General features: G+C 42.3%; 23 protein-coding genes, 2 pseudogenes and 1 riboswitch. Of the genes and pseudogenes, 12 read left to right on the top strand and 13 right to left on the bottom strand.

The genetic code is table 11. From position 1 onward, the window contains the following. Positions 1–25 precede the first annotated feature (25 nt). Positions 26–1,534 (bottom strand): amino acid permease, encoded by a 1,509-nt coding sequence (locus WG905_RS10920; protein ID WP_339591747.1) that lies wholly within the window; start codon positions 1,532–1,534, stop codon positions 26–28. A 142-nt stretch (positions 1,535–1,676) separates the two neighbouring features. Beyond that, entirely contained in the window at positions 1,677–3,929 is a 2,253-nt protein-coding gene (locus tag WG905_RS10925; protein WP_339591748.1) for a sodium-translocating pyrophosphatase, read from the bottom strand. A gap of 118 nt (positions 3,930–4,047) precedes the next feature. Between WG905_RS10925 and WG905_RS10930 the strand changes: the two genes are divergently transcribed. The 3 genes from WG905_RS10930 (at position 4,048) to WG905_RS10940 (ending at position 7,407) form a co-directional block, all read left to right on the top strand. Then, positions 4,048–5,481, top strand: coding sequence for an APC family permease (locus WG905_RS10930; RefSeq protein WP_339591749.1), 1,434 nt, complete (start codon positions 4,048–4,050; stop codon positions 5,479–5,481). Between the two features lie 92 nt (positions 5,482–5,573). Then, positions 5,574–6,017 carry a hypothetical protein gene (locus WG905_RS10935; RefSeq protein WP_339591750.1) on the top strand — a complete coding sequence of 148 codons (444 nt, stop codon included), beginning with the start codon at positions 5,574–5,576 and terminating at the stop codon, positions 6,015–6,017. Positions 6,018–6,117: 100 nt separating this feature from the next. After that, complete coding sequence (locus WG905_RS10940; RefSeq protein WP_339591751.1) at positions 6,118–7,407, top strand: erythromycin esterase family protein; 1,290 nt, start codon at positions 6,118–6,120, stop codon at positions 7,405–7,407. Positions 7,408–7,672: 265 nt separating this feature from the next. Here WG905_RS10940 and WG905_RS10945 read toward each other — a convergent pair whose 3' ends face one another. From WG905_RS10945 to WG905_RS10960, 4 genes are read right to left on the bottom strand one after another with little or no spacing between them, the layout of a single operon-like run. After that, positions 7,673–8,776: a DUF5074 domain-containing protein gene (locus WG905_RS10945; protein ID WP_339591752.1), complete on the bottom strand. Its 1,104-nt coding sequence runs from the start codon at positions 8,774–8,776 to the stop codon at positions 7,673–7,675. A gap of 10 nt (positions 8,777–8,786) precedes the next feature. Then, on the bottom strand, positions 8,787–9,725 hold the full coding sequence (locus WG905_RS10950) for a PKD domain-containing protein (protein WP_339591753.1): 939 nt from the start codon (positions 9,723–9,725) through the stop codon (positions 8,787–8,789). A 34-nt stretch (positions 9,726–9,759) separates the two neighbouring features. Next, positions 9,760–10,899: a YncE family protein gene (locus WG905_RS10955; RefSeq protein ID WP_339591754.1), complete on the bottom strand. Its 1,140-nt coding sequence runs from the start codon at positions 10,897–10,899 to the stop codon at positions 9,760–9,762. Then, positions 10,896–12,920: a TonB-dependent receptor gene (locus WG905_RS10960; protein WP_339591755.1), complete on the bottom strand. Its 2,025-nt coding sequence runs from the start codon at positions 12,918–12,920 to the stop codon at positions 10,896–10,898. The genes WG905_RS10955 and WG905_RS10960 overlap by 4 nt, the downstream gene beginning before the upstream one ends. Positions 12,921–13,012: 92 nt before the next feature. Beyond that, a riboswitch (cobalamin riboswitch) is annotated at positions 13,013–13,211 on the bottom strand. A gap of 272 nt (positions 13,212–13,483) precedes the next feature. Between WG905_RS10960 and WG905_RS10965 the strand changes: the two genes are divergently transcribed. Together WG905_RS10965 and WG905_RS10970 are read left to right on the top strand one after the other, a co-directional pair. After that, positions 13,484–14,944, top strand: coding sequence for an aminoacyl-histidine dipeptidase (locus tag WG905_RS10965; protein WP_339591756.1), 1,461 nt, complete (start codon positions 13,484–13,486; stop codon positions 14,942–14,944). Between the two features lie 10 nt (positions 14,945–14,954). Further along, positions 14,955–15,509, top strand: a complete 555-nt coding sequence (locus WG905_RS10970; protein ID WP_339591757.1) for a GNAT family N-acetyltransferase — start codon at positions 14,955–14,957, stop codon at positions 15,507–15,509. Positions 15,510–15,532: 23 nt separating this feature from the next. Here WG905_RS10970 and WG905_RS10975 read toward each other — a convergent pair whose 3' ends face one another. Next, entirely contained in the window at positions 15,533–16,252 is a 720-nt protein-coding gene (locus WG905_RS10975) for a hypothetical protein (protein WP_339591758.1), read from the bottom strand. An 80-nt stretch (positions 16,253–16,332) separates the two neighbouring features. After that, a complete protein-coding gene (locus tag WG905_RS10980; protein WP_339591759.1) occupies positions 16,333–16,458 on the bottom strand; it encodes a hypothetical protein in 126 nt (41 codons plus the stop codon). Between the two features lie 426 nt (positions 16,459–16,884). On the opposite strand from WG905_RS10980, the gene WG905_RS10985 reads away from it, so the two are divergent. The 3 genes from WG905_RS10985 (at position 16,885) to WG905_RS10995 (ending at position 18,827) form a co-directional block, all read left to right on the top strand. After that, positions 16,885–17,403: a hypothetical protein gene (locus WG905_RS10985; protein WP_339591760.1), complete on the top strand. Its 519-nt coding sequence runs from the start codon at positions 16,885–16,887 to the stop codon at positions 17,401–17,403. 81 nt (positions 17,404–17,484) lie between these two features. After that, positions 17,485–18,210, top strand: coding sequence for an AAA family ATPase (locus WG905_RS10990; RefSeq protein ID WP_339591761.1), 726 nt, complete (start codon positions 17,485–17,487; stop codon positions 18,208–18,210). A 29-nt stretch (positions 18,211–18,239) separates the two neighbouring features. Beyond that, positions 18,240–18,827, top strand: coding sequence for a YdeI/OmpD-associated family protein (locus WG905_RS10995; RefSeq protein ID WP_339591762.1), 588 nt, complete (start codon positions 18,240–18,242; stop codon positions 18,825–18,827). 69 nt (positions 18,828–18,896) lie between these two features. Here the strand turns inward: WG905_RS10995 and WG905_RS11000 are convergent, their stop codons facing one another. Continuing rightward, positions 18,897–19,310, bottom strand: a complete 414-nt coding sequence (locus WG905_RS11000) for a DsbA family protein (protein WP_339591763.1) — start codon at positions 19,308–19,310, stop codon at positions 18,897–18,899. 16 nt (positions 19,311–19,326) lie between these two features. On the opposite strand from WG905_RS11000, the pseudogene WG905_RS19525 reads away from it, so the two are divergent. Then, a pseudogene (locus tag WG905_RS19525) lies at positions 19,327–19,419 on the top strand (hypothetical protein); the annotation flags it as partial. A gap of 11 nt (positions 19,420–19,430) precedes the next feature. Here the strand turns inward: WG905_RS19525 and WG905_RS11005 are convergent. The 3 genes from WG905_RS11005 to WG905_RS11015 form a co-directional block, all read right to left on the bottom strand. Then, positions 19,431–20,162: an SDR family NAD(P)-dependent oxidoreductase gene (locus WG905_RS11005; protein WP_339591764.1), complete on the bottom strand. Its 732-nt coding sequence runs from the start codon at positions 20,160–20,162 to the stop codon at positions 19,431–19,433. A 10-nt stretch (positions 20,163–20,172) separates the two neighbouring features. Beyond that, the gene (locus WG905_RS11010; protein WP_339591765.1) at positions 20,173–20,361 is read right to left on the bottom strand and encodes a tautomerase family protein; all 189 of its coding nucleotides are present in this window, start codon (positions 20,359–20,361) and stop codon (positions 20,173–20,175) included. Positions 20,362–20,424: 63 nt separating this feature from the next. After that, positions 20,425–21,273 (bottom strand): helix-turn-helix domain-containing protein, encoded by an 849-nt coding sequence (locus WG905_RS11015; RefSeq protein WP_339591766.1) that lies wholly within the window; start codon positions 21,271–21,273, stop codon positions 20,425–20,427. A 338-nt stretch (positions 21,274–21,611) separates the two neighbouring features. Between WG905_RS11015 and WG905_RS11020 the strand changes: the two are divergent. From WG905_RS11020 to WG905_RS11030, 3 genes and pseudogenes are all read left to right on the top strand, one after another. Further along, a pseudogene (locus tag WG905_RS11020) lies at positions 21,612–22,547 on the top strand (penicillin-binding transpeptidase domain-containing protein); the annotation flags it as partial. Between the two features lie 202 nt (positions 22,548–22,749). Next, complete coding sequence (locus WG905_RS11025; RefSeq protein ID WP_339591767.1) at positions 22,750–23,481, top strand: aldo/keto reductase; 732 nt, start codon at positions 22,750–22,752, stop codon at positions 23,479–23,481. A gap of 59 nt (positions 23,482–23,540) precedes the next feature. After that, a complete protein-coding gene (locus WG905_RS11030) occupies positions 23,541–23,693 on the top strand; it encodes an aldo/keto reductase (protein WP_339591840.1) in 153 nt (50 codons plus the stop codon). 119 nt (positions 23,694–23,812) lie between these two features. Here the strand turns inward: WG905_RS11030 and WG905_RS11035 are convergent, their stop codons facing one another. Further along, positions 23,813–24,340: a GNAT family N-acetyltransferase gene (locus WG905_RS11035; protein ID WP_339591768.1), complete on the bottom strand. Its 528-nt coding sequence runs from the start codon at positions 24,338–24,340 to the stop codon at positions 23,813–23,815. Between the last annotated feature and the right edge of the window lie 113 nt (positions 24,341–24,453).

A 24,453-nucleotide genomic window follows, 5' to 3' on the forward strand; every position in this document is an offset into this window, starting at 1 on the left:
CCTCTGCAATATTTTTTAGAAAGTATTATGGATTATTTTTCTTGTGTTGTTTACGGACCACAGAATTTCTGACGCCATAAGCAAAGTAGATCACCATACCCAGGGCCATCCAGATCCCTAAACGCTCCCAGTTGTGTTTACCCAAGCCAATCATCATGGTAATGCAGACTAGCGCACCTAAAATAGGTACAAAGGGCATGAACGGTGTTTTGAAAGGCCTTGGTCTGTCAGGGTCAGTTTTACGTAATACCAAAATCCCTATACACACCAGGGTAAAAGCGAATAATGTTCCGATACTCGTCATATCACCAACCACATCTCCTGGTACAAAGGCAGCGAATAAGCCTACGAAAACCAGGAAGATCAGGTTTGATTTATATGGTGTTTTAAATTTAGGATGTATCGCTGAGAACACTCTCGGTACAAGACCATCTTTAGACATGGAGAAGAATACCCTCGATTGGCCAAGCAGCATCACTAAAATTACAGAAGAGAAACCAGCTAAAATAGCCACTGTGACTAATACCGATAGCCAATGGTAGTTTTGCATATAAGTTTCAATGGCATAAGCTACGGAAGCCTCTTTGCCAATGGTATTGAATTCGTCATAATTAGCTACGCCTGTTAACACATGTCCGAATAGCACATAAAGAACTGTACAAATCGCTAATGAGATCAGTATGCCTAAAGGCATATCCCTCTTCGGGTTTTTTGCTTCCTGAGCTGCTGTAGATACCGCATCAAAACCAATAAAGGCAAAGAATACAACACCAGCACCAGCAATAATACCACTCCAGCCAAAATGACCAAAGTCTGTTGTGAAAAAGTCAAAGAAGCCAATCTCGCCTTTTGCCAGTTTTACTTCACCTGTATTCGCAGGGATGTAAGGCGTGTGGTTTTCAGGGTTGATGAATCCCCATCCGATAGCAATAAATGCAATAACAATAGCTACTTTTAAAACTACAATGACTCCATTGATAGTTGCAGACTCTTGTGTTCCCCTAATCAGCACCAGAGTAAGTAAAATAACGATAAATAAAGCAGGGAGGTTAATGATACCCTGTACGCCATCTAAAGAAGTTTGAAATGGGGAGTGACAATATTCATAAGGTATGGAGACGCCAAAGTTTTCGAGGAGCTTATTCAGGTATTCAGACCAGGCGATTGCCACGGTAGCCGCACCAACGGCATATTCCAATACCAAATCCCAGCCAATAATCCAGGCAACCGTTTCGCCCATAGTAGCATAGGAATAAGTATAAGCACTTCCGGCAATCGGGATCATAGAAGCAAACTCTGCGTAACATAAGCCTGCCAGCGCACAGCCAAGTGCAGCGAGGATGAAGGATAAGGTTACCGCTGGGCCAGAATGTTCAGCTGCTGCTGCTGCTGTTCTGACAAAGAGGCCGGCACCAATAATGGCACCAATACCCAGAGCGACCAGGTTACCTACGCCTAAGGTGCGCTTTAGGGTTCCTTCACCAGTTTCATTAGACTCCGCAATCAAGGAGTCTATTGATTTTTTGAATAACATAATTTGAGGTTTAGTAAGGTTTTGTCTGAATAGTTGAATTTTTGGGGAATTAAAAAACCAAACCTAATTAAAAATAATTTAAAAATAAAAGGGATTTATGTGCTAATATCCCTTTTATTTTTAAAGCTTATTTTAAGTTATATCAATAATTAATGACCGTATCAGTCTTATTGATGATGGTATCTGTCTTCACGATGCCTGAATTATCTCTTGTCTTGATAATTTTGATTTCTTTCTTTATTTCAGTTTGAGCCAGGGTTGTTTCGCTAACTGCAATGTGTGGCGCAATAATTAAAGAAACAATAGACATCAGTTTGATGAGGATATTCATGGAAGGACCGGAAGTGTCTTTAAACGGGTCGCCAACCGTGTCACCTGTTACGGATGCTTTATGTGGTTCAGAACCTTTGTAGTGCATCGTTCCCTGGATCATCACCCCTTTTTCGAAAGATTTTTTAGCATTGTCCCATGCCCCTCCGGCATTCGACTGGAAGATGCCCATCAGCACGCCTGACACGGTAACTCCGGCCAGCAATCCACCCAATACTTCTGGGCCAAAAGCGAAGCCGATAATGATGGGTACAATTAAGGCAATGGCACCCGGCAGCATCATTTCCCTGATCGAAGCATTGGTAGAGATGGCCACACATTTTTCATATTCCGGTTTTGCCTTATATTCCATGATACCGGGAATTTCTTTAAATTGTCGTCTTACTTCCTGCACCATGGCCATGGCCGCCCGGCCTACGGCAGAGATACACAAGGAAGAAAATATAAAAGGAATCATGCCGCCGACAAACAAACCAGCCAGGACATCGGCTTTATAAATATCAATCGATGTAATGCCGGAGATCCCTGCGAAAGCCGCAAACAGTGCCAACGACGTTAAAGCCGCAGAAGCAATAGCAAAACCTTTACCTGTCGCTGCGGTGGTATTGCCCACAGCATCTAAATTATCTGTACGTTCTCTTACTTCTTTGGGTAAGCCACTCATTTCAGCTATACCACCTGCATTGTCGGCAATAGGGCCAAAAGCATCAATCGACAATTGCATGGCTGTGGTAGCCATCATGCCGGCGGCAGCGATAGCTACGCCATAAAAGCCTGCGAAAAAATAGGAACAATAGATTCCGGATGCTAAAACCAGGATTGGCAATACCGTAGATTCCATTCCCATGGCTAAACCACCAATGATATTGGTGGCATGACCTGTAGAGGATTGATCGACGATAGATTTTACCGGGCGCTTGCCCATGGCGGTATAATATTCCGTGATCAGGCTCATTAACGTGCCTACGACCAGACCCACTAAAATGGAGTGGAATACGTCTTTTGAAGTAAATTCCAGGCCTCTGATCGACATGGTATCCGGCATGATCCAGAAAACGGCAAAGAACGAAGCCACCGCGGTTAATACAATTGACATCCAGTTGCCTATATTCAATGCATGCTGTACACTGTCTGTTTCTTTTTTGATTCGAACAAACCAGGATGAAATTATGGAAAGTAACAATCCCAGGCCTGCAATCAGCATAGGGAGTAAGATGGGGGCCATGCCACCAAATTTATCATCTGAAGTTGTTTCCTGTCCCAACACCATCGTGGCGAGGATGGTTGCCACGTAGGAGCCGAATAAATCCGCACCCATACCTGCCACATCACCCACATTATCACCCACGTTATCAGCAATGGTTGCCGGGTTCCTGACATCATCTTCAGGGATGCCTGCTTCCACTTTACCCACAAGGTCGGCACCCACATCGGCAGCTTTAGTGTAGATACCACCACCAACACGTGCGAAAAGGGCAATACTCTCTGCACCTAAGGAAAATCCCGCCAGTACTTCAATGGTTTTTTTCATCTCCATGCCCGAAGCCAAAACACCGTCGGGCACAAAGCTGTGATACAAAACGATAAATAAGCCTCCCAGACCAAAAATCGCCAGTCCGGCAACACCAAAACCCATGACGGTACCGCCGGTAAATGACACTTTCAGCGCTTTTGGTAAGCTGAACCTGGCAGCTTGTGTGGTTCTAACATTTGCTTTTGTGGCAATGCGCATACCCAGGTAACCAGCGGTTGCGGAGCATACGGCACCAAATAAAAAGGCCAGGGCAATAACGGGACTGGAATGGATAGGGTTTTCAGGGGTACCTTTCATAGTGCCCGACCAGGCCAGCAAGGTTCCAGCGATGATGACAAAATAGGATAGCACCTTCCATTCGGCCTTTAAAAAGGCCATGGCACCATCAGCAATATACCCTGCAAGTTCGGTCATGGTTTCATCCCCAGGATCTTGCCGTGACACCCATGCACTTTGAATGGCCATCACTAAAATTCCTACCAAGCCAAAGGCCGGTATCATGTAGATTAAATTGTTTTGTAAAAACTCCATAAAATATTTGGTTGGTTGGTTTATGTTAAAGCCTTTAACTTCTATTGCTAATATATATCATTTTTTTAAATATATTAGTTCCTACAAAGCAAATAAACCTAACCCAACGAACCACTTCATGAAAGAAGAAAAACAAGATCAGTCTTTTAAACGAGAGCTGGGCCTGCTCGACGGCACTATGCTGGTGGTAGGCTCTATGATCGGCTCAGGAATTTTTATTGTCAGTGCAGATATCGCACGTAACGTGGGTGCTGCAGGCTGGCTGATTTTAGTTTGGGTACTCACCGGAATTATTACCGTTATCGCTGCCGTGAGTTACGGCGAGCTGAGTGCCATGTTTCCCAAAGCCGGCGGCCAATATGTATACCTTAAAGAAGCCTATAATAAGCTGATTGCCTTTTTATATGGCTGGAGCTTTTTTGCTGTCATCCAAACGGGCACTATTGCCGCAGTAGGGGTAGCTTTCTCCAAATTCGCCGCTTACCTCTACGAACCCTTCAGTGATGAGAACATCTTATATCAGATTGGGTCTTTCCAGTTAAATGCGGCACAAATAGTATCCATTGTTACGATCGTTTTACTCAGTTACCTCAATAGCAAGGGGGTAAAGAACAGTAAGTTGTTGCAAACCTTTTTAACCATCATTAAGATACTTTCGCTGTTTGGCTTAATTGTTTTCGGCTTTACCTTGGGTGCCCGCGCTGAAGTGTGGAATGCCAACTGGGCAGATGCCTGGAATACCAGGGCGTTTGACATGGCCAGCGGCACATGGGTAAGTATTGGTGGTACTGCGTTATTATCAGGTATTGCAGCGGCGATGGTGGGTTCGCTTTTCTCGAGTGATGCCTGGGTAGGGGTCACTTTTATAGCCGGTGAAATCAGGGATCCTAAACGGAATGTCGGTTTGAGCCTTTTCCTGGGAACTTTAATTGTCAGTGTGATTTATGTGCTGGCCAACCTGATGTACATTTCGGTGATGCCCCTGAACGAGATTGCTTTGGCTAAATCCGACCGGGTGGCGGTGGTGGGTGCGGGGTATATTTTTGGCAGTATGGGGACCATCATCATCGCCATCATGATCATGATATCTACTTTCGCCTGTAACAATGGCTTGATTATGGCGGGCGCAAGGGTTTATTATACCATGGCCAATGATGGTTTGTTCTTTAAAAAAGCCGCCCTGCTTAACAAAGCAAGGGTGCCAGCCTGGGCATTGTGGTTTCAATGTGTTTGGGCCTCGGCATTATGCCTCACTGGTAAATACGGTGCTCTTTTGGACTATGTGATGATCATTGTGATCATTTTCTATATCCTCACCATTTATGGGATTTTCATTTTAAGGCGTAAAATGCCGAATGCAGAACGTCCTTATAAAGCTTTCGGCTATCCTTTTCTGCCAATGTTTTACATCATTGTTGCTACAGCGATTTGTATATCGCTGCTGATTACCAAAACTAATACTTGTGGCTGGGGGGTAGTGATTATGCTGGCCGGGATTCCTGTTTATTACCTTACTAAACCTAAGGAAGTGGAAGAAGTTGTTAACAAGTGATAGCCGGAAATCTAAATCAAGCTGGTATTTGAGAGCGTTGGACCTATGGTCATACCCGAATAGACAGAGTAGCCTAATGTAAAATGAAAAAGATGGAGAATATTGCGTTAAAGACATTAAGGGATAAATGCATTTTATATAACCAATTTATGATTGATAGCGGAGCTATTCCAAGAGAATTAATGGGTACTTATCTAGCTGCAAATAAATATATAGAAGCTGCTTATCAAGAAGGAAAAATGAAGCCGCTTAAGGCTATAAGTATTGATATTGATGATCAGGTGATCAGACATATGCCATTATCAATGGCTAATAAATTAAAAGGCCTTTTTAAGGAAAAATTACATATTGATTATGAGGCAGTTGATAAAGCCCGCTTAAAAGCAATCCAAAAGATATTAAAGAAGGGAAAAATATCAACAGGTGAAGAATATGAATTAGCGTTTAATCGTGTTGACGAAATTTATGCGGAGCGAGATAAAGCAGATGAAGTTAAACAGTTAAATGAATTGCTTACGGCATTTGATAAAAATTAATACTTCCATTGTGTCGTAATGTTACCAGATGATAAGCAGCGGGAAACAGCGGAGTTAAACAAATAAATCAGCGGATTGTTAAGGTGATAAATGCCTTCACATGGTACAGCAGCGGTTATATCGTTTAACGAAATCCGGCGACCTGGATCCGCTGATGGAACGGGTGGGTGATGCACATGCTGTGCTGCTCGGTGAAGCTTCGCATGGTACACATGAGTATTATACCTGGCGTACGGCCATCACGAAAAGACTGATCAAGGAAAAGGGGTTCAATTTCATTGCCGTAGAGGGCGACTGGCCAGACTGTTACAAGATCAACAGGTATATTAAAGGCTTGGATGACCAGGATAAGAAGCCTGCAGCTGTTTTACATAGTTTCGACCGCTGGCCTACCTGGATGTGGGCCAACTGGGAAATTGTCTCTTTAGTCAACTGGTTGAAGGCACATAATGCGAAACTGCCCATGGAGCAGAAAGTGGGCTTTTACGGGCTTGATGTTTACAGTTTGTGGGAATCTATGAATACCATTGTATCCTACCTGGAGCAAGAAGATCCCGTTGCGGCAGACCTGGCAAAGAAAGCCATTCGGTGTTTTGAGCCTTATGGTGAAGATGAACACCGTTATGCCAGGGCTCAATTCACCATGTCGGCATCATGCCGCGAACCGCTTATCCGCTTGCTTTCTCATATCAAAAAGAAAGTGCCTAGTTATGACCATGACCCTGAGGCTGCCTTAAATGCAGCGCAAAATGTTCATATCGCTGTTAACGCCGAAGCGTATTATACCAATATGACAAGTTTCAACGACAATACCTGGAATATGCGGGATACACACATGATGGAAACGCTGCTGCGGTTGTTTAAGTTCCATGGAGCTGCATCAAAGGCCATTGTTTGGGAACACAATACGCATGTTGGAGATGCCCGTTATACAGATATGAAAAAAGCCGGACTCATCAACGTCGGGCAATTGGTGAGGGAAGCAAGGGGCGAAAAGGATGTGGTGCTGGTTGGCTTTGGCTCTTTCCAGGGTACGGTGATTGCGGGCAAAGCCTGGAGCGCACCAATGGAAGTGATGCCCGTGCCTGAGGCAAGAAAAGATAGTGTTGAAGCACAGTTGCATCAACAGTTTGCGGCAAATCAACTGTTAATTTTTGATAAGGCTTTTGATGCAGCTCATGACGATGAAAATCTTTATCCCTGGATAGCGCATCGTGCTATTGGGGTGGTTTATCATCCCGAACGTGAAAAATTTGGAAACTATGTGCCTACGATTTTAAATTTAAGGTACGATGCCTTTCTATATATTGATCAAACCAGGGCACTTCATCCTTTACACCTGAAACCGGATGGACATAAAATCCCCGAGACTTATCCTTTCGAATATTAAGCAGCAGGAGGAAGAATCTTGAAATAGCAAAGGATTTGAAAATCTAAAAAAATTAGAATATTATAAAAAAGCTTAAAAAAGAAACGGGGATCTAGTTCTAAAACCAAATCCCCGTCATCTAAATTAACGCTCTCGGATATAAGACGCTTTGTTGAGCCAAATATTGTGTCAACCTTAAAATAATTTTAAAATATTTATGTATTTCTTAGCGCTTTCCAGATCTGGCATTTTCTAGCGTATAAATAGGGTTCAGTTTAAAAAATGTTTAGTGAAAAACCGTTAGATCTGGGAAGAAGATCTTAGAGAAATCAACCGTAACGCCATCACCACCATATTTAATCTTTTTTACCAGCTCACCGGTAGAAGCATTATAGATCAGCAGATAGTTTACAGTAGAAGCTGCTCCGTAACCCTGAATACCGTTCACGACAATGTAATCCTTATTCTTATCATAACGGATCGCACCGTAAATCATGAAAGGATTCTCGGTGATCGTGATAAATGGCTGTTTTAATGAGGAGGCATTGCCATCTATATACTTATAGATAGCCTTTCCTGAATGATAGAACACTGCATTTTCCTTGGTTGATGCGGTAAGCCTGGTTGGCGCATCAAGACCAAATGAACCTACCGTCACCGATAAAGCTACACCAGCGGTATCTAAATTCTGATCAATAGAAATTAAACGGGAGCCCGTAGAAGCCCAGACTTTACCATTTGGTGTCTCCGCGAACCCGCGGTTGATATTGGAGAAGCTTTTCACCAATGAATAATTGCCAGCTGATACAATTTTGGCACCATTACTCTGCAACAGGTAAATATAGTCGCCTTTTTTCCATAGATCACCTGTGTTTAAGGCGCCAACTGTTGTCAATTTATTTTGAAGAGAAAGTGTGTTCAAATCGATTTGATACACCCCGTCGTTTGCACTCACCAAACCTCTGTTTCCCTCTACCGGGATGATGCTTCTCCAGTTGCTTGTTTCTTGCACATATCTGGCTTCTTCCTTCAGGCTGAACGCATTTACTTTTACAATCGGCCCATTCATTTTGCTCATCAGGTAAATGCTGCCGTTGATTACTGAAGCGAATTGCAGGCTGCTGGTTTTAGCTGCATTTGACAAAATCTTGCCCGGATTTTCTTTTTCATAAACCCTGGTCGAAAGTGTATCGTCGCCGTAGCTGTAAAAGTTGATGGTGCCAGCGTTTTGTGCGTAAGAACCCTCACTGATCACAAAGAACCCATTCTTATATTTGCCCGCTGCCGGGTCAATTTGTGGATCATCGACATTGTCCTTTTTACAAGCGGAAAGACCCGTTGCCAGGAGCAATGCCGCTACGAATAATTGCTTAAAGTTGAAGTGTTTCATATGTTATTATTTATTTGTTTTTTAAAAGTTTAAGATCTACCGCTCCAGCAAATTCAGTCGAAATCTCACCGATGTAGCGGGAACGTTCATTGCTGTTATCCGGACTAAACGGATTTCCATTACTGTTTTGCGCCGTATAGATTTTCACGAAGTCTATTGAGGTCAAGGCCACCTTATTGCCATTGGAACTAACGGCCCAGTCGATATCGAAGGTATTGTAGCCCCTGCCCAACTGTTCCTGCAAGGCCAGGTAATCATTGGAGCCATTATCGGCATAACCAAATCCCAATGGCTTATTGTTAATAAGATCTCCGGCTGTCAATGTACTTCTGACCAGTGTGCCCGTAAATGATAGCTCAGCTGCGGTTGTCCAGCCAGGAAAATAATCCTGTGCATGGAACTTGTTTCTTAAAATCAGTCCTTCCTTACCCTGGTTATCTGTCCACCGGATATCATCACTTAAACTGGCGGGTCTATGATAGGTGATTTTGTAATTTTTTATGGTGGTCGCAGCGCTATAATCGCTTCCTGCCAGCTCATACCACTGATCATCCGGCAGGCCGTTTTTGTTCTGGTCCTGCATGACGCATACGATGCCGGGTTCAGAAAACTCCATGCCTGCACCAACCAAAGGGTTGCCATAAATCCCCAGATCTGCTCCGGAACCATTGGTTATCGGGTGGTCAAATCCGAAAACGATATAGCCACCGAATCCGCCAAGGGAAACCAGGCCATTACCTACGGCACCGATCAGGATTTCAGTCTTAGCAAGATCTGTGCTGCCACCATCGTTGATAAACTGCCCCGGAGCCGGCTTAAATTCATAGATCTTATTTACATAGGGCGATAATTCCGCTACTGGTTTTTCATTCTCTGCTGTGTTTTCCTTTTTGCAGGAAAGGAGCACAACAGATAAAAGGGTCAGTACGGTTACAGATTTCAGTTTCATATGATTTTGATATAGTATATATGGATGATAAGTATTAGTATACAAAGGCAAAATGTGCGGGAATGTCGCCCGTAACGACTGACCACTTTTTATTCCCATTTGCGTCGAAGCAATAAAGGGTTCCGGGCGTGACGTAATCTTTGGCATCGCTCACATAAACCTCTTTGGTCAGCGGGTCTACCATGATCCCGTATGGAATCTTAATCTGCGCATCAGTTCCGTCGGTAATGAATTTTTTATCGACCAGCGTTTCGTCCTTTACATTGATCATCGAATAGGAAATGATATTCTTCTGTTGGATATAGCTCCATTCGGTCGCATAGAGGTATGCCGTATCATCATCTATCCAGAGGTTGCTCGCTGCGATATCAAATGACTTTTTGATCTGATCTGTTTTGGTGTCTATGACGAAAAGTTTCGAGGGGATATGGTAATAGTCGCCCCTGGAGGTAACATAAAGATCACCATAACGGTCTGCTTTCAGTCTGGCGAGGTTGATGGCTACATCTATACGCTTGATTTCGGTAAAAGAATGAAGGTCAATGACCGATATGGTCCTTTCGTAATTCGGTGGGCTATAACCCCCGGAATTTGCGATATAGAGTTTTTCACCGACTATCGCCATTTCTTCGGGCTGTCTACCCACATCAACCTTTCGTTCCACCTGAAGCGTGGCCGTGTCGATCTCGGTAATGCTGCCGTTAGGCGCAGTTGGGTCACCGACCTTTCCAAGGTAGGCGCTTACATAAGCCTTGCCCTTGTAAAAAGTAACATAGCGGCCATTGGTAATGTCTATCTGCTTGATCTTTTTGGAAGTCTTCACATCCAGGATTTCCAGTTTGTTGGATAGGTTAACCACCACATAGAGCTTCGACCCATAGACGCCGATGTCATTCCCAACATCACCGAGGCCTTTGGTTACTTCCGGATTGGCCTGGCCATAAATGTTGCGCCTGTAGTTTCCTGTTCGGAGGTCCACAAAATCCAGCGAGGCCTTGTTCATGTTCATGTTGCCTTCGTTGAGCAGGTACAGGCCCTTGATTACACTCGATGGATTTGGTGGAAAGGCAGTCTCTGTCTGTTCAGGAGCAACGGCAGGATCTTTTCTGCATGCGCCAAGAAGCAACAAAAGAGCGCCCATCAATAATGCAATGCACTGATTGTCTATTCTCATATCGTATAGCTTAACTTGAAACGGTAAAATCTTCTGGGCATGGGGAAGTTGGAAATGATCTCCCGGTCCTGGTTGAAAATATTGTTGACCTCCATATTTACCTTTGCTTTTCTGCCCATTACGTTCAGCTTGTACCCGATTCCCATATCATGGGTATACCAAGGCTCCATGCGGTTGTAAACAGCATTCTGGTACGTGCTGAGCTGATTGTAGCGTTCACCGGAATAAATGTAGCTGTAGTTCAACTCCAGTTTTTTCCAGTCGCCACCCATAGTCAGCGATCCACTATGAAGCGGCATATAGGGGATATTGTATCGGTCATTCCTTCCTTCGGTCACATCCCTCGCCTGTTGAAAGGTATAACTAGCCGAGACATTGATAGTCACACCAGCGGATACAGCCCAAACCGACTGCACGTTTGTCTCCAATCCCTTTATAGCAACCTTGCCGATATTATACATCGTCCAGCGGTACAGGTTTGCACTGGGAACGGCCACAATCTTATCCTTCACCTGGTTATAATAAGCATCTGCCTGTATCGAAAGCGAGGTCAGTGCCGTAGTTTTGGGCTGTATGGAATAGGTTATTCCCAGGTCATACTGGTTTGTAAACTCCGGACGCAGCAACGAATTGCCGATGAAGGTATAATAGAGATCGTTAAAGGTGGGGAGCCTGAATATTTTTTTATAAAATGCCCTGAACATCAGTTTTTTGCTGTCAAATGGATGAAAAGTAGCCATTGCCGTGGGGCTGAATTCCTGTTTGTTTCCGGCACTGGAAAACTCTTTTACCTGGTCAAAAACAAAGGTTCCAAGGAGGGATGCCTGAAGGCTGAACTTTTTAAGTTTTACCGCTGATGCCACCGAGCTGAGTACAGTATGCCTGGTCGGGTAGGGGAACCTGTAAAGGTTCGCATCCAGGGTGTTCCACTGATAATCTGTAGAAAAAGCAACATCCCAAATGGGAAGGATGCGAAATCGGTTTGCTGCAGAGATGTAGATTTCCTGCTGACGGAACCTGTTATCCTGGAAGCCATTGAGGGTTGTAAAATCAGGGTCCAGGTAGCGGAGGTAATCGTTTGCATATTTTGCGTTGAGCTTCAGGCCGTACCTGCGGTTTTCAGGCGTCTGGAAATGCCCCTGCAGAAAAAGATTACGGTCCCACTGGCGCTGGTTATAGTTGAACCTATTGGACACAATCGCACCGGGAAGTCCTCTGGCAGAAGTATAGCCATAGGCTTTTACCGACCAATTTGAGCTATCCCTTAGCTGGCCGTTTAATCCAGCCTCCATCCTATACGCGTTGATGTCGGTATTGTTGCGTAAAGCGGTGGTATCATAAACGCCATTGGTATAACGGAACTTATACTGCCCGTGTGAATTTACCCATTCTGTGCTCAATGAGGCAGCGGTTCGTGCAGTAATCTTCTGTTCGTATAAAAGAGATGGGTTCAGCAGTCCGAAAGAACCGCCCTTATAGCCCAACCCTATGTTCGAGGATTTCCCATCCGCAAATTTTGGTATCCTGCTGCGCATATAGATTGAACTTGCAGCAGAAAAAGATCTGGCAGGCTGGAAAATATCGCTTTTTTGGCCATTATAAAGCGCCACTTCCTCCAGGTTGTCAAGAGAAAACCGGCCGAGGTCTACCTGTCCGTTTTGGGCATTTCCCATCTGGACGCCATCATAAAAGACGGTCGTGTGATTGCTGCCCAGACTTCTTACGTTAACCGTCTTTAGTCCGCCAACCCCGCCATAATCTTTGAGCTGAACACCGCTAAAATAGCGGAGGGCATCGGCAACAGAAAAGCTATTGAGTCGTTGTAAGGCTTCACCTCCAATTACCTGTGCAGGAGTTGCCGAAGTATTTCTGATGGAGTTTATTTTACCCTGCACCCGCACTTCCTTAAGGCTCCGGACCTTCACTGAATCCGGCTGCTGTGCAGCGGCGTCAGGACACAAAAACACCAAGCCTAATGCTGCAATGAAGAAGAGAAGTACTGTAATTGTTAGTTTTTCCATGTCGATACCCTTGCAAAGCAAACGGCATAGAGCATACTGAAAATGGAAATGCCTACGGCATCTTCATTCCAGCTTCAATCCCCGAAAGCTATGAATTATATAATGCGATGGCAGGTATTCTGACTTGCTCCCCTCGGTATGGCCTTCCCATTCAAAATTTGAACAGTGACCTTTTGATTATACCTTAGTTATTGGAGCTTACAGCTGCGGGACAGTTCTGGATTTACACCAGATTCCCTTTTAATCCATCCTGTTTGTGCAGGGTAGGAACCAAAAGCGATGCAAATGTATACAAATAGTTGAGCTTTCACTAAAAATGAGTCAATGCTTGGTTGAAATCAAATGGCTAATCAGGTGGTTATTCGTTAAAAGGCAAAGTGAATTCAGGTGAGGGAGTCATGACTGATAGGTGATAGTGGATCTAGGGGTACCATGGATCTTTAGCGAGCTTTATCCAGCCTACCAACTGAAGAAAATCAAACTGAACTATTATTTCACATCAAGACAAATATCATTAGTTTTATAACTTTACCTTATTACAAAAAACACTTGTTAATCGGCTTATGGATATCAAAAATTTAGAACCTCAGGAACTTTGGCGCAATTTTGCAGATTTAAACGCTGTACCACGTGCTTCAAAAAAGGAAGAACGTGTGATTGCTTTTATGCGCAGTTTTGGGGAACGTTTAGGTCTGGAGACTATCCAAGATCCTGCAGGAAATGTGGTGATTAAAAAACCGGCCAGCAAAGGGATGGAGGACCGCCAAACGGTGGTTTTACAATCTCACCTGGATATGGTGCACCAAAAAAATAGTGATACAGTTTTCGATTTCGATACGCAAGGGATTGATATGTTTGTTGAAGGTGACTGGGTAAAAGCACGCGGCACTACTCTTGGTGCTGATAATGGCATTGGTGTAGCCACCATTATGGCCCTGCTGGAAAGTACGTCAATTGCTCATCCTGCTTTAGAAGCCATGTTTACCATTGATGAAGAAACGGGGATGACCGGCGCAAAGCAATTGGATCCGGCAAATTTTACAGGCTCTATTTTATTGAACCTGGATACGGAAGCAGATGATGAACTGACGATCGGCTGTGCCGGTGGCGTAGATACCAATACCACGTATACCTATACCCATGTGGCGGCTGATAAAAATGGAATCGCGTTTGAAATCAACGTGAAGGGATTAACCGGCGGGCATTCGGGAATGGATATCCACAAAGGACGTGCTAATGCCAATAAACTGATGAACCGTCTGTTCTACGAAGGCTTAAAGACTTTGTCGCTCCATGTTCATGAACTTGATGGCGGAAGTTTAAGAAATGCCATTCCAAGGGAATCTAGGGCTGTTGTAGTGTTACCTGTTGCACAGAAACTGGAATTTTTAGCCCTAGTTGGCATTTTCTCTACCATATTAAGAGAAGAATACCAAACCGTAGAGCCTGCTTTAGCTATCACGGTTGAAGAATGCGCAATGCCTCAAGTGGTGATGGATATGCCCGATCTTGTGAAAATTGTGAATGCAATTTATGCCGTACCAAATGGTGTTTTTCGCATGAGTCCTGATATCAGCAACTTGGTCGAAGCCTCTACCAATCTGGCCAGGGTGATCATCAAGGATGGACAGTTTATTACCCAGTCTTTGCAACGCAGCAGTGTGGAAAGCACGAAGGCGGATGTAGCGAATGCTGTCGGTGCGGCTTTCGAAAACATCGGCTTCACGGTGACAAGAAATGGTGATTATCCTGGTTGGAAGCCTGATCCTGATTCGGAGATATTGAGATTGATGGTTAATTTATACCAGGAACGCTTTGCTGAGGCGCCCAGGGTGGAGGCTTGTCATGCCGGATTGGAATGTGGTATTTTGGGTGGTCATTTACCGGGCATGGATATGATTTCTTTCGGACCTACCATCCTTGGAGCACATTCGCCGGATGAACGGGTACAGATTTCTTCTGTGCAAAAATATTGGCCTTTTCTTTTGGCCGTGTTAAAAGAAATCCCTAAGCTTAAGGTATAAAAATGCTGTTATGCTGCAAATCAATTTTAAACCATTTCCCGAACTGGAATCTGCTCGTTTGAAGCTTAGAAAGGTAAATGAAACGGATGTAAAGGAAGTTTTTTTATTGCGGTCGGATGCCGGGGTAATGAAATACATACCCCGGCCATTGGCTAAAGATTTGCAGGACGCCTTGAACCATATTGAAGTGATCAACCGGGGCCTCGCTGCCAATCAATCCATCAACTGGGCCATTACTGAAAAAGGAAAGGACAGGCTGATCGGCATGATCTGCCTGGTAAATATACAGCCTGAAAATTACAGGACTGAAATTGGTTATATCCTTAATCCTGTGTTTCATGGAAAAGGTATTGCTGATGAGGCTTTGAAAACCGTCATTGATTATGCTTTTAATACATTGAAGTTCCATTCCCTGGAAGCACTGATTGATCCCTTAAATACGGCTTCGGAGAATTTGTTGCAGCGGAATAATTTTGTGAAAGAAGCTCATTTTAAAGAGAAAACGTATTATAATGGTGAGTTTTTAGATGATGTGATTTACTCGTTAATTCGGCCGAAGGGGTGATGGAATTGCAGTGTACGGTTAACTCATCTCACCCGGCTCCATATTTCATAAATCGGATCACCTTTCGAGCTTCGGCCACTATGATGCCATTCGCCATTTTCTAGCTTCCCATCAAAGGTCAGGGAAGCACCTACACGTGAGCTGTCACGTGAGAAAAATTCAATAGCTTCCACGTATTTTCCATTTGTGAAGGTATAGGTACCCCCTCCGGTTCCTGAGAATTCTTTTTTATCAGGATCTATTGCTGCCCACTGAAAGCGAGTGCCGGTAAGAATTTTATAGGTCTGTCTTGACCCCGTCTGATGAATGGGAGTCAGTTGACCATCCTGCATACGCGAAGTAATTCGCCATACACCAGCCAGGGGTGCAGAACTATCATCTAGTCGCTGCCAATTTTGTGTTTCCCCATTGATGAATAGATGAACCGTATGGTCGGCAATTGAATACTTTGCGCTGAACTGCTTCCCGACCTCTTCTTTATTCACTGAATTAAAAGAAATCTTACAGTTTAATGTATCCGCATGGTGCGTATATGTTCCGCCACGACTGTAAATAAAGCGCTTTTCGTTTTTGTTGTAAGCCGTATGAAAGAAGAATCCGTCCTGGAAAATCAATACCTGTTCTTTGTCTGCTTCTTTGATTTGCCATGCACCAGTTATTGCGGCGTTATTTAATTGAGCGAAGGCACTTTTCATAACCGTTAATGCCAAAAGAACTACGAACAGCATACATTTGCTTTTCATACGCGATTTAATTGGATAACTAAAGTTAGCAATTCAATTTCCTTTTATTGCTAATCTTGGTAAGGTTTAATAGCCATGCCTTAATCATTTAAAATAAGCGATTTAGCCTTTTCGAGTAAATCGCGACCAGAGAGAACACCTATAAGCACAGGTGTAACCTCAAACTGCATCACTTTAGGATGCCAGGGAATAATGAGGATATTCATTACTGGTAACATTTTGGCGTTTTGCGAGCCAGCGGATTTCTAGGCATAAACTGTTTACTAGATATGAACTTGATACGAAAAAAAACTTTCATTTAAGAACTGAACCCGCTTTTTTGCTATATGCTTTTTCGCTGCTGGAATTCTTCGTTCAACTATCATTATCGCCCGAATAGTCTTGATAGAAGTCCTTTTTTAATATTGGTACTAAATTTACCCCAAGCAATTCCACTTTTAATTGGTTTGCTTCGTAAGTCAGCAATTATGAAGTTGTCTTTATTCCAGATATCCATAACGACATTACGCAACGATTATGGAAGTAAAACCAAAACCACCTGTTTTTAGAAATAATTATAGGTAAGTGTAGCACAATAGCTTACTCACCTGTTTAAGTAACTAAATGAGCATTAACCTTAAATTACTATAATTATGAAGACAAAATTTTTCATTTTCACCCTTTTATTAATGGGAGCTTTACTTACTGCTTGCGAGAAAAGTGACATCGAATACGATAATGATTTTGGTAATAGCCATAAAGCCTGGTTGAGTTTTAAGCAATCATCAAATAATTCTTATCGCTATATGGTAGCTCAAGGTTCCGTGTTTGGTTCTTCAACTGAAACAGTCATTACCATCAAAAATGGAAAAATTACACAGCGTCATTTTAAATATACTTCATTAGAAGGAACCGTTAATCTTCCTGCAGAAATGAGGGAGTGGACGGAAAATGAAAACGAAATCAACACCCACAATGTCCCTGAGGCTTTAACGTTAGATCAAGTTTATGAAAAGGCTAAGACAGATTGGTTATTAAAAAGAAAAGATGCAGACACTTATTTCGAAGCAAAAAATAACGGCATCATCTCTTCTTGTGGATATGTAGAAAAAGGTTGTATGGATGATTGTTTTATAGGAATTCACGTAGCATATGTAGAAGCGTTGCAATAAATAATTGTTTCTATATATTTATTGTTTCTTACAATGTGACGGGAGAAATTAAAGTTTAACAGGATTACTTATGTGATGACTATGGAAGCAAAACCCTACTTAAAGGAAATAAGTCTTAAAAGAGATTTAATTCCATCATTCGATGCATATCCTTTCAACATTCCTGCTGTTTCAAATCTATCAACGCTAAAATTCCATCCTGATGTCACTTTCATTGTAGGGGAAAACGGGTCAGGTAAATCAACGCTGATCGAAGCGATAGCGTTAAGTCTTGGTTTTGGTATTGAGGGTGGTACCAAAAACGTTCAATTTCAAACACATAACAATGGCTCACAGCTATTCAACTATCTCAAGAATGTGAAGAGCTTCAGAAGACCTGCTGATTACTATTTTTTGAGGGCAGAAAGTTTCTATAACGTCGCTACCTATATGGAGGAGGTGGGATACTTGGAAGAATATGGTGGGAAATCTCTTCATAAACGATCTCATGGAGAGTCTTTTATGATTACCTTAACCCTGAAACTTAAAGGAAAAGGTCTGTATATTTTTGATGAACCAGAAGCGGCGCTTTCGCCTTCCCGGCAACTGGAGGCCCTTGCTGTTATTGACAAACTCGTAAAAGAACAATCCCAATTTATTATCGCTACGCACTCACCGATTTTGTTAGCCTATCCTAACGCCACCATTTATCAGCTTAATGAATTTGGAATTAAACAAGTAAGATATGAAGAAACGGAGCATTATATGGTCACAAAATATTTTCTAAATAACCATCACAAAATGATGGAAACGATCATTAATGGATAAAATCCGTTTAATTACCTAAAACATTAACGATGAATAATTTAAACGCAAAGGTTGATTTGTTCTTAGATAAAGCAAAGAAATGGCAGGAGGAGATGAGGTTATTAAGAACACTTGTTCTGGAATGTAAATTAGACGAATACTTTAAATGGATGCATCCCTGCTATTCCTTTCAAGGTAAAAATGTAGTTTTAATTCACGGTTTCAAAGACTATGTCGCGCTTCTATTTTTCAAAGGCGTTTTATTAAAAGATAGAGAAGGTATTCTAATTCAGCAAACGGAAAATGTTCAAGACAGAAGACAAATCCGTTTCACAAGCCTTGCAGAGATTTTAAAACTTCGGGATACCATCAAAGATTATATTCTTGAAGCTATTGAGCTTGAAAAAGGGGGTATGAAAGTTGAACTTAAAAAAACATCAGAATTTAAAATGGCTGATGAATTTCAGTATTTGTTAGAAGATATGCCTGAATTGAAAATCGCTTTTCAAGCATTGACGCCAGGTCGACAAAGAGGTTATTTGCTTTATTTTTCTGCGGCCAAACAAAGAAAGACACGAGAGGCAAGAATTGAGAAATATGTGCAGCGAATTCTCGACGGAAAAGGGCTGGACGACTAACAAGGATCATTTCAAAATTCAAGGACACCATGTATTTCTACGGATGATGCCCTTGTTAGCGTATTCCCTTTATGGCTTCCCTATCCAAAGTACACCATTTTTGCTTTTAAATTGGCGCACTTTTCCTTCATCAAGCAATCCATGAAGTATTTGCTCTGCACTTTCAAGGCTGTTCTCTGTCAACACGGCAAATTCTTTTTCATAATCTGCTTTAAACTGGAAGGTATCTAATCCAATTTCCCGGGCAGCTTGCTGCAAATGTTCCCATTTAGTGATGTTTTTCTTTTCCAGGAAAAGCATTTCCCTTACTCTACGCATGAAAGAAACACCTTTCTCTTTCCCCTGAAGTTCTGCGGCCTTCACAGCAATAGATGGTGGGTAGGAAGAATCAAAAGGGTCTTCAAACCAAACATCGCCATCAATCGGCATTTCGTAGTAATCTCCGGCTTCTTCGCAATGAGATGCCACATCTGATGGTTTCAAACAAACAAAAGAAAAACCTTTGCATATTGAATACACCTTGTCGAACAGAGGAAGAGTGCTGATTCCTGTTTTTATGGAAATGGAAGACGTAAGCAGGCTATTGTCATAAATTAAATTTAATTAATGCCCGGCCACATGGCCCCCGTCAACGTTTAAAGTTACTCCGGTGATGAAATTGCTATTGGCCAGATAGAAGCAGGCCTTTGCAATATCTTCCACTTCGCCAATCCTGTCGACCAGGTGTAAACCAGCCAGCGAGTCTGCGTCTTCCACGCCTATCTTCGATTGCAGTGGAGATCTGATAATCCCTGGAGCAATGGTATTTACGCGGATATTACTTTTGCCGAATTCTGCAGCAAGCTGTTTAGTTAGTGCATGGATGCCTCCCTTACTGGTAAGGGGCGCCGTAGCCGGAAATCCTGCAATGGCATGATCTACCAGAACGGTCCCGATATTGATGACCAATCCATCGTTTTTCAGGAGCATGGCTTTTATTGAAGCCTGCGTAGTAAAGTAAGTTCCTTTTAGGTTAGTCTTAAAGAACTTATCCAGGTCGCTTTCTTCAACATCCAAAAATGGCTTCGGCTCAAATACGCCTGCATTATTAACGAGTACATCTACGGCGCCAAAGCGCTCCAGCGCAGTATCAACGAGTTTTTGCCCGGTGCCTTTGTCGCCAATGTCTCCCGCTACCAAAATCGCATTTTCTGGCGAGCCGAATTCTTCAAAAGTTTTATTTAGTTTATCCTCCGAAAGAGAGTTTAGCACGACGTTCCATTTCTGGTCTATAAAGAGTTTAGCTATTCCTTTACCAATTCCGCTGGAAGCTCCTGTGATAATAATTGTTTTCATCCGTTGAGTCTTAAAGTGCTGAAACTTGTTTGTGCCCGATTCCCCAATTATCGGTGTTAATTTCATCGATAATTACAAAAGTGGTTTCAGGCTTTTTGTTAAGCACTTTTACCACAAGTTCTGTAGCTCCTGCTATCAGCTGCGCTTTCTGTTCACGGGTAACTCCTGTATCCGTAATCTTAATGTTGATATATGGCATGATTTCTATGTTTTGTATGAAGCAAAGGTCGCCTGCAAAACATAGCTGGTAAAGGTGAAAACTTTACAAAGGATGGTAATTTTTACTCGTTTCGCGAAACTGAGAAGGTGTGGATCCAGTGAACTTTTTAAAATATTTCACCAGGTTGGTGGGTTCATCAAAACCAAGGTGGTAGGAGATCTCTTTAATAGGAGTGTCTGTTCCAGCAAGAAGACGTTTAATTTCTAAAATTAACCGCTCGGTAATGATCGCCTTGGGGGTTTTGTTGCAATAGCTACTTGTATAGCGGGCTAATGAGTTGTAGGTGAGGTTTAATCCTTCTGTATAAAAATGAACTTTTTGGGTGCTTCGAAAATTCGATTCCAGTAATGTTGTAAAATCTCCGACTACCTTGGTGTAACCTTTGATGGTATCGACCGACTGTTTGGTGTATAAATTTGCGCAGTAAATCAAAATGAGCTGAAGAAAATGAAAGCTTGATGGCCAGCGGATAGCTGAATGGAGGTTTTTGTCTATTTCAAGAAGCTGGCTGCTCAACTTTTCAAGATATTCAAAGTCCTTATCAACCATGCGGAGAATTTGCTTACCCTCATAATGTTCCCTTATACAAAATGAGAGCATTTTGAGTATGTTTTCGTCAGCATTTTTTAAATAGTCCTGGGTAAATGTTAAAGCGATAAATTGCTGTTCATTCCCATCAAAGGTGAAGCTTACATTTTGATTCTTCGAAATCATAACGATGCTGTTCTGCTGAAAAACATATTCATGGAAATCAATCGAGTAAGTGCCCTTCACCCTTCCGGCGATGACAATCAAGTAATCCTCCTTTTCAAAGTCTTTTTCCAAAGAAATCTGGTCAAGTTGATTGAAATTTATGGTTAAAGGGCGCGGTGATTTTTCCGGACTTTTCATGCTGTAAAAATGGTAAAATGTTTTCTGCTTTCCTTTCAACTGCTGGTATTTTGTATCCTGCGGTGGTCATGAACTTTCTTCTATCTACGAAGGTCCATTAAGTAATTATTCAATCAGGTATATATGAGCACATTAAAAAATAGACGACTGTAAATGAGCGCACAACAGCAAGATATTATGTTTATTTGATATAATATTGTTTGCTTTTATTACGCCCCTCGTATTTATCGACATAGGGTTTGATAAATCGCTAAAAAACTTCATGTATAAACTCGACGACTTAAGAAATTCATTAGACTTTTGAGAACAAGCAGGAAACCTATGATGATGATTGGACGCCAAAAAATGCGGACGGAGAATATGGCGGTTTATATACCATGGTACAGGCTTTAGCACATTCGGTAAATACCATCTCCGCACATATAATTAATGAAGTAGGGGTGTCAAAAACTATTTCCTTAGCTCATGATCTTGGTATTGAATCCGAGTTGCCAAAAGTACAATCCATAGCACTTGGCAGCGCCGAAATTTCGTTGATAGAGATGGTGACAGCATACTCCACGCTTGCAAATAAAGGGCAGCGTTCTCATCCGGTGTATTTTACGAAAATTACTAATACGGAAGGCGATGTATTGCATGAATACGAAAAAGAGCAGTCTGAAGAAGTCATGGAGCCAAATAATGCTGCTACAATAATTCTGATGATGCGGGCAGTTGTTGAAGAAGGTAGTGCACGTCGCTTACGTACAGAATACGGGTTGAAAATGGATATTGCTGGGAAAACCGGCACAACCCAAAATCAATCTGATGGCTGGTTTATCGGCATTAAACCTGGATTAGTCACTGGTGTTTGGGTAGGTGGCGAAAATCCCTCTGTGAGGTTCAGGACCTTAAAGCTTGGTCAGGGAGCGAATACCGCGTTGCCTGTATGGGGCAAATTTATTTCACAGTATTCCAATACATCTTTTGGAAAACATCATTTCAACTCACGTTTTGCTGCTTTAAATATCGAAACTCAGAATAAACTTACCTGCATCTACAGTGAGCCGGTACAGGAAGAAGAATATTACAGTAATGTTTATTATAAACTCCCCAAAGAAGATAAAAGGAAAAAAGATGAGGACAGAAAAGGAGACGAGCAGTATCGGGAAGAGTCGAAAAATAGTTATGAGCGTAATAAGTGGGAGGAAAAAAGTAGAGAAAAAGCACAAAAGCGTAGAGAAAAGGATGGAGAAAAACGCAAAAAACGTGATAAGAAAGGGAGAGGTGATTAAAGCACTCTTTTGAAGATATTGGGTTTTGATCATTTCATATATTTTTCCGATCTATTTTTCTTCACTTATACAGATTACTGCATTACCTACCAAAATCACCGATTAGGCATGAACGGTTTCTTAGAAGTGAAATCTATACTTAGCTTTGAATAAGCAAACGTTAGACATGGAACATTTGTAAAACAACAATAGAAGAGCCTTTTTGAAATCAGGAGCCGTCCTTGGCTCTGCCCTGCTGGCTACTTCAGCATTTAGTGCGATTGGATGCAACAATACAACAAGTACGCAAAGCAAAAACTTGTCCGCAAATTCCAAAACCAGAAGATTCGGTTCGGGAGTGCACAGTTTAGAGATATCTAGCCTCGGCCTGGGCTGTATGGGAATGAGCTACCACAGGAGTTTTGTTCCCGACAAAAAAGCAATGATCGCTTTGATTAGAAAAGCCCCTGATTTGGGTGTCACTTTTTTTGATACTGCCGAAGCCTATGGCCCCCTATTCAATGAAGAGTTAGTGGGGGAGGCATTGCAACCTTTTAGAAAAAATATTGTTGTTGCAACCAAGTTCGGGTTTAAAGAAGGTAAACCAAGCCTTGGCCTTGACAGCAGCCCAGAAAGAATAAGAAAGGTGGTGGAACATTCTTTAAAGAGCTTGCGCACGGATTACATCGATTTGTTGTATCAACATAGAGTAGATCCCAATATACCGATAGAAGAGGTAGCCGGAACGGTAAAAGACCTGATTAAAGAAGGCAAAGTAAAGCATTTCGGAATGAGTGAGGCTGGTGCTGAGAACATTCGTAAGGCTCATGCCGTGCAACCACTCACCGCATTACAAAGCGAATATTCCCTAATGACCAGAAGTCCGGAGAACGATGTAATTAAAGTATGCGAAGATAACCGGGGCTCTTTGCCACGTTATCAACCTGAGGCATAATAGCCAACTGGCCTTTGATAGAAATACTAAAAGAGTTCGGGGATCACCGTGGCCTCTCCGTGGCACAGGTAGCTTTAGCCTGGCTGTTGGCTCAGAAGCCATTTGTTGTTCCTATTCCGGGGACGACCAAGTTGGCACACTTACAAGAAAATAGGTGGGCGGCAGATTATGAATTCAATGAAAACGAGTTAAAACAATTGACAACCGATTAATAATACCGCATATGAACGCATGTTGAAAAGCGATGTAAAATATAGGTTTGTAATTGATATGGCTTCATTGAAGCAATAGAGCCTTTCTAGAACAAATGATCATACAACAACGCATCGAATCAATCATTCGGTGTGTTGTTAGTTGCCAGCACTTTTTCATATGCCCTTCTCGGGCTATTTCTAAAATAAACCTCCCCACAATAAATATAGCCCAGCTTTTCAAAAATCTTCATCATCGCAATATTGTCGAAGTTTGTATCTGCTTTGATGCTGAAGATGCGGTTACTAATGGCGTAATCTTCGACACTGGTCATGATTTTTTTGGCGAAGCCTTTTCCCAGATATTTGTTTGAAATGGCTACCCGATGAATGGCAACAAAATCATCGTTTGTTAACCATTTGCCTTCAATGTTCGCGTATGCAGGTTCATCATTTGTAAATACTGCGCAATAACCTATGATCGCATCACCGTCGACTAATACAAATCCGGCACCACGGTCAATATCTTTTTGTACCACATCAACATTGGGGTAGCCATCCTGCCATTGATCGCTGCCATCTTCCTTTCTTCGAAGTATAGCGTGTTGCAGTATAGTCCATATGGAGGTGACATCCGTATTCTCGGCCTTTCTAAACTTATGATTCATAGGTACTGTTAAGTGTTAAATTGATAAGGTAATCATTAAAGGTAAGTCTTTAATGATTTTTGTTCTTTAAACAATTCAAAAAATCTTGATCTGCTGAGGCACGAACTTGCACA

The organism is Pedobacter immunditicola (assembly GCF_037482985.1).
Classification (GTDB): Bacteria; Bacteroidota; Bacteroidia; order Sphingobacteriales; family Sphingobacteriaceae; genus Pedobacter; species Pedobacter immunditicola.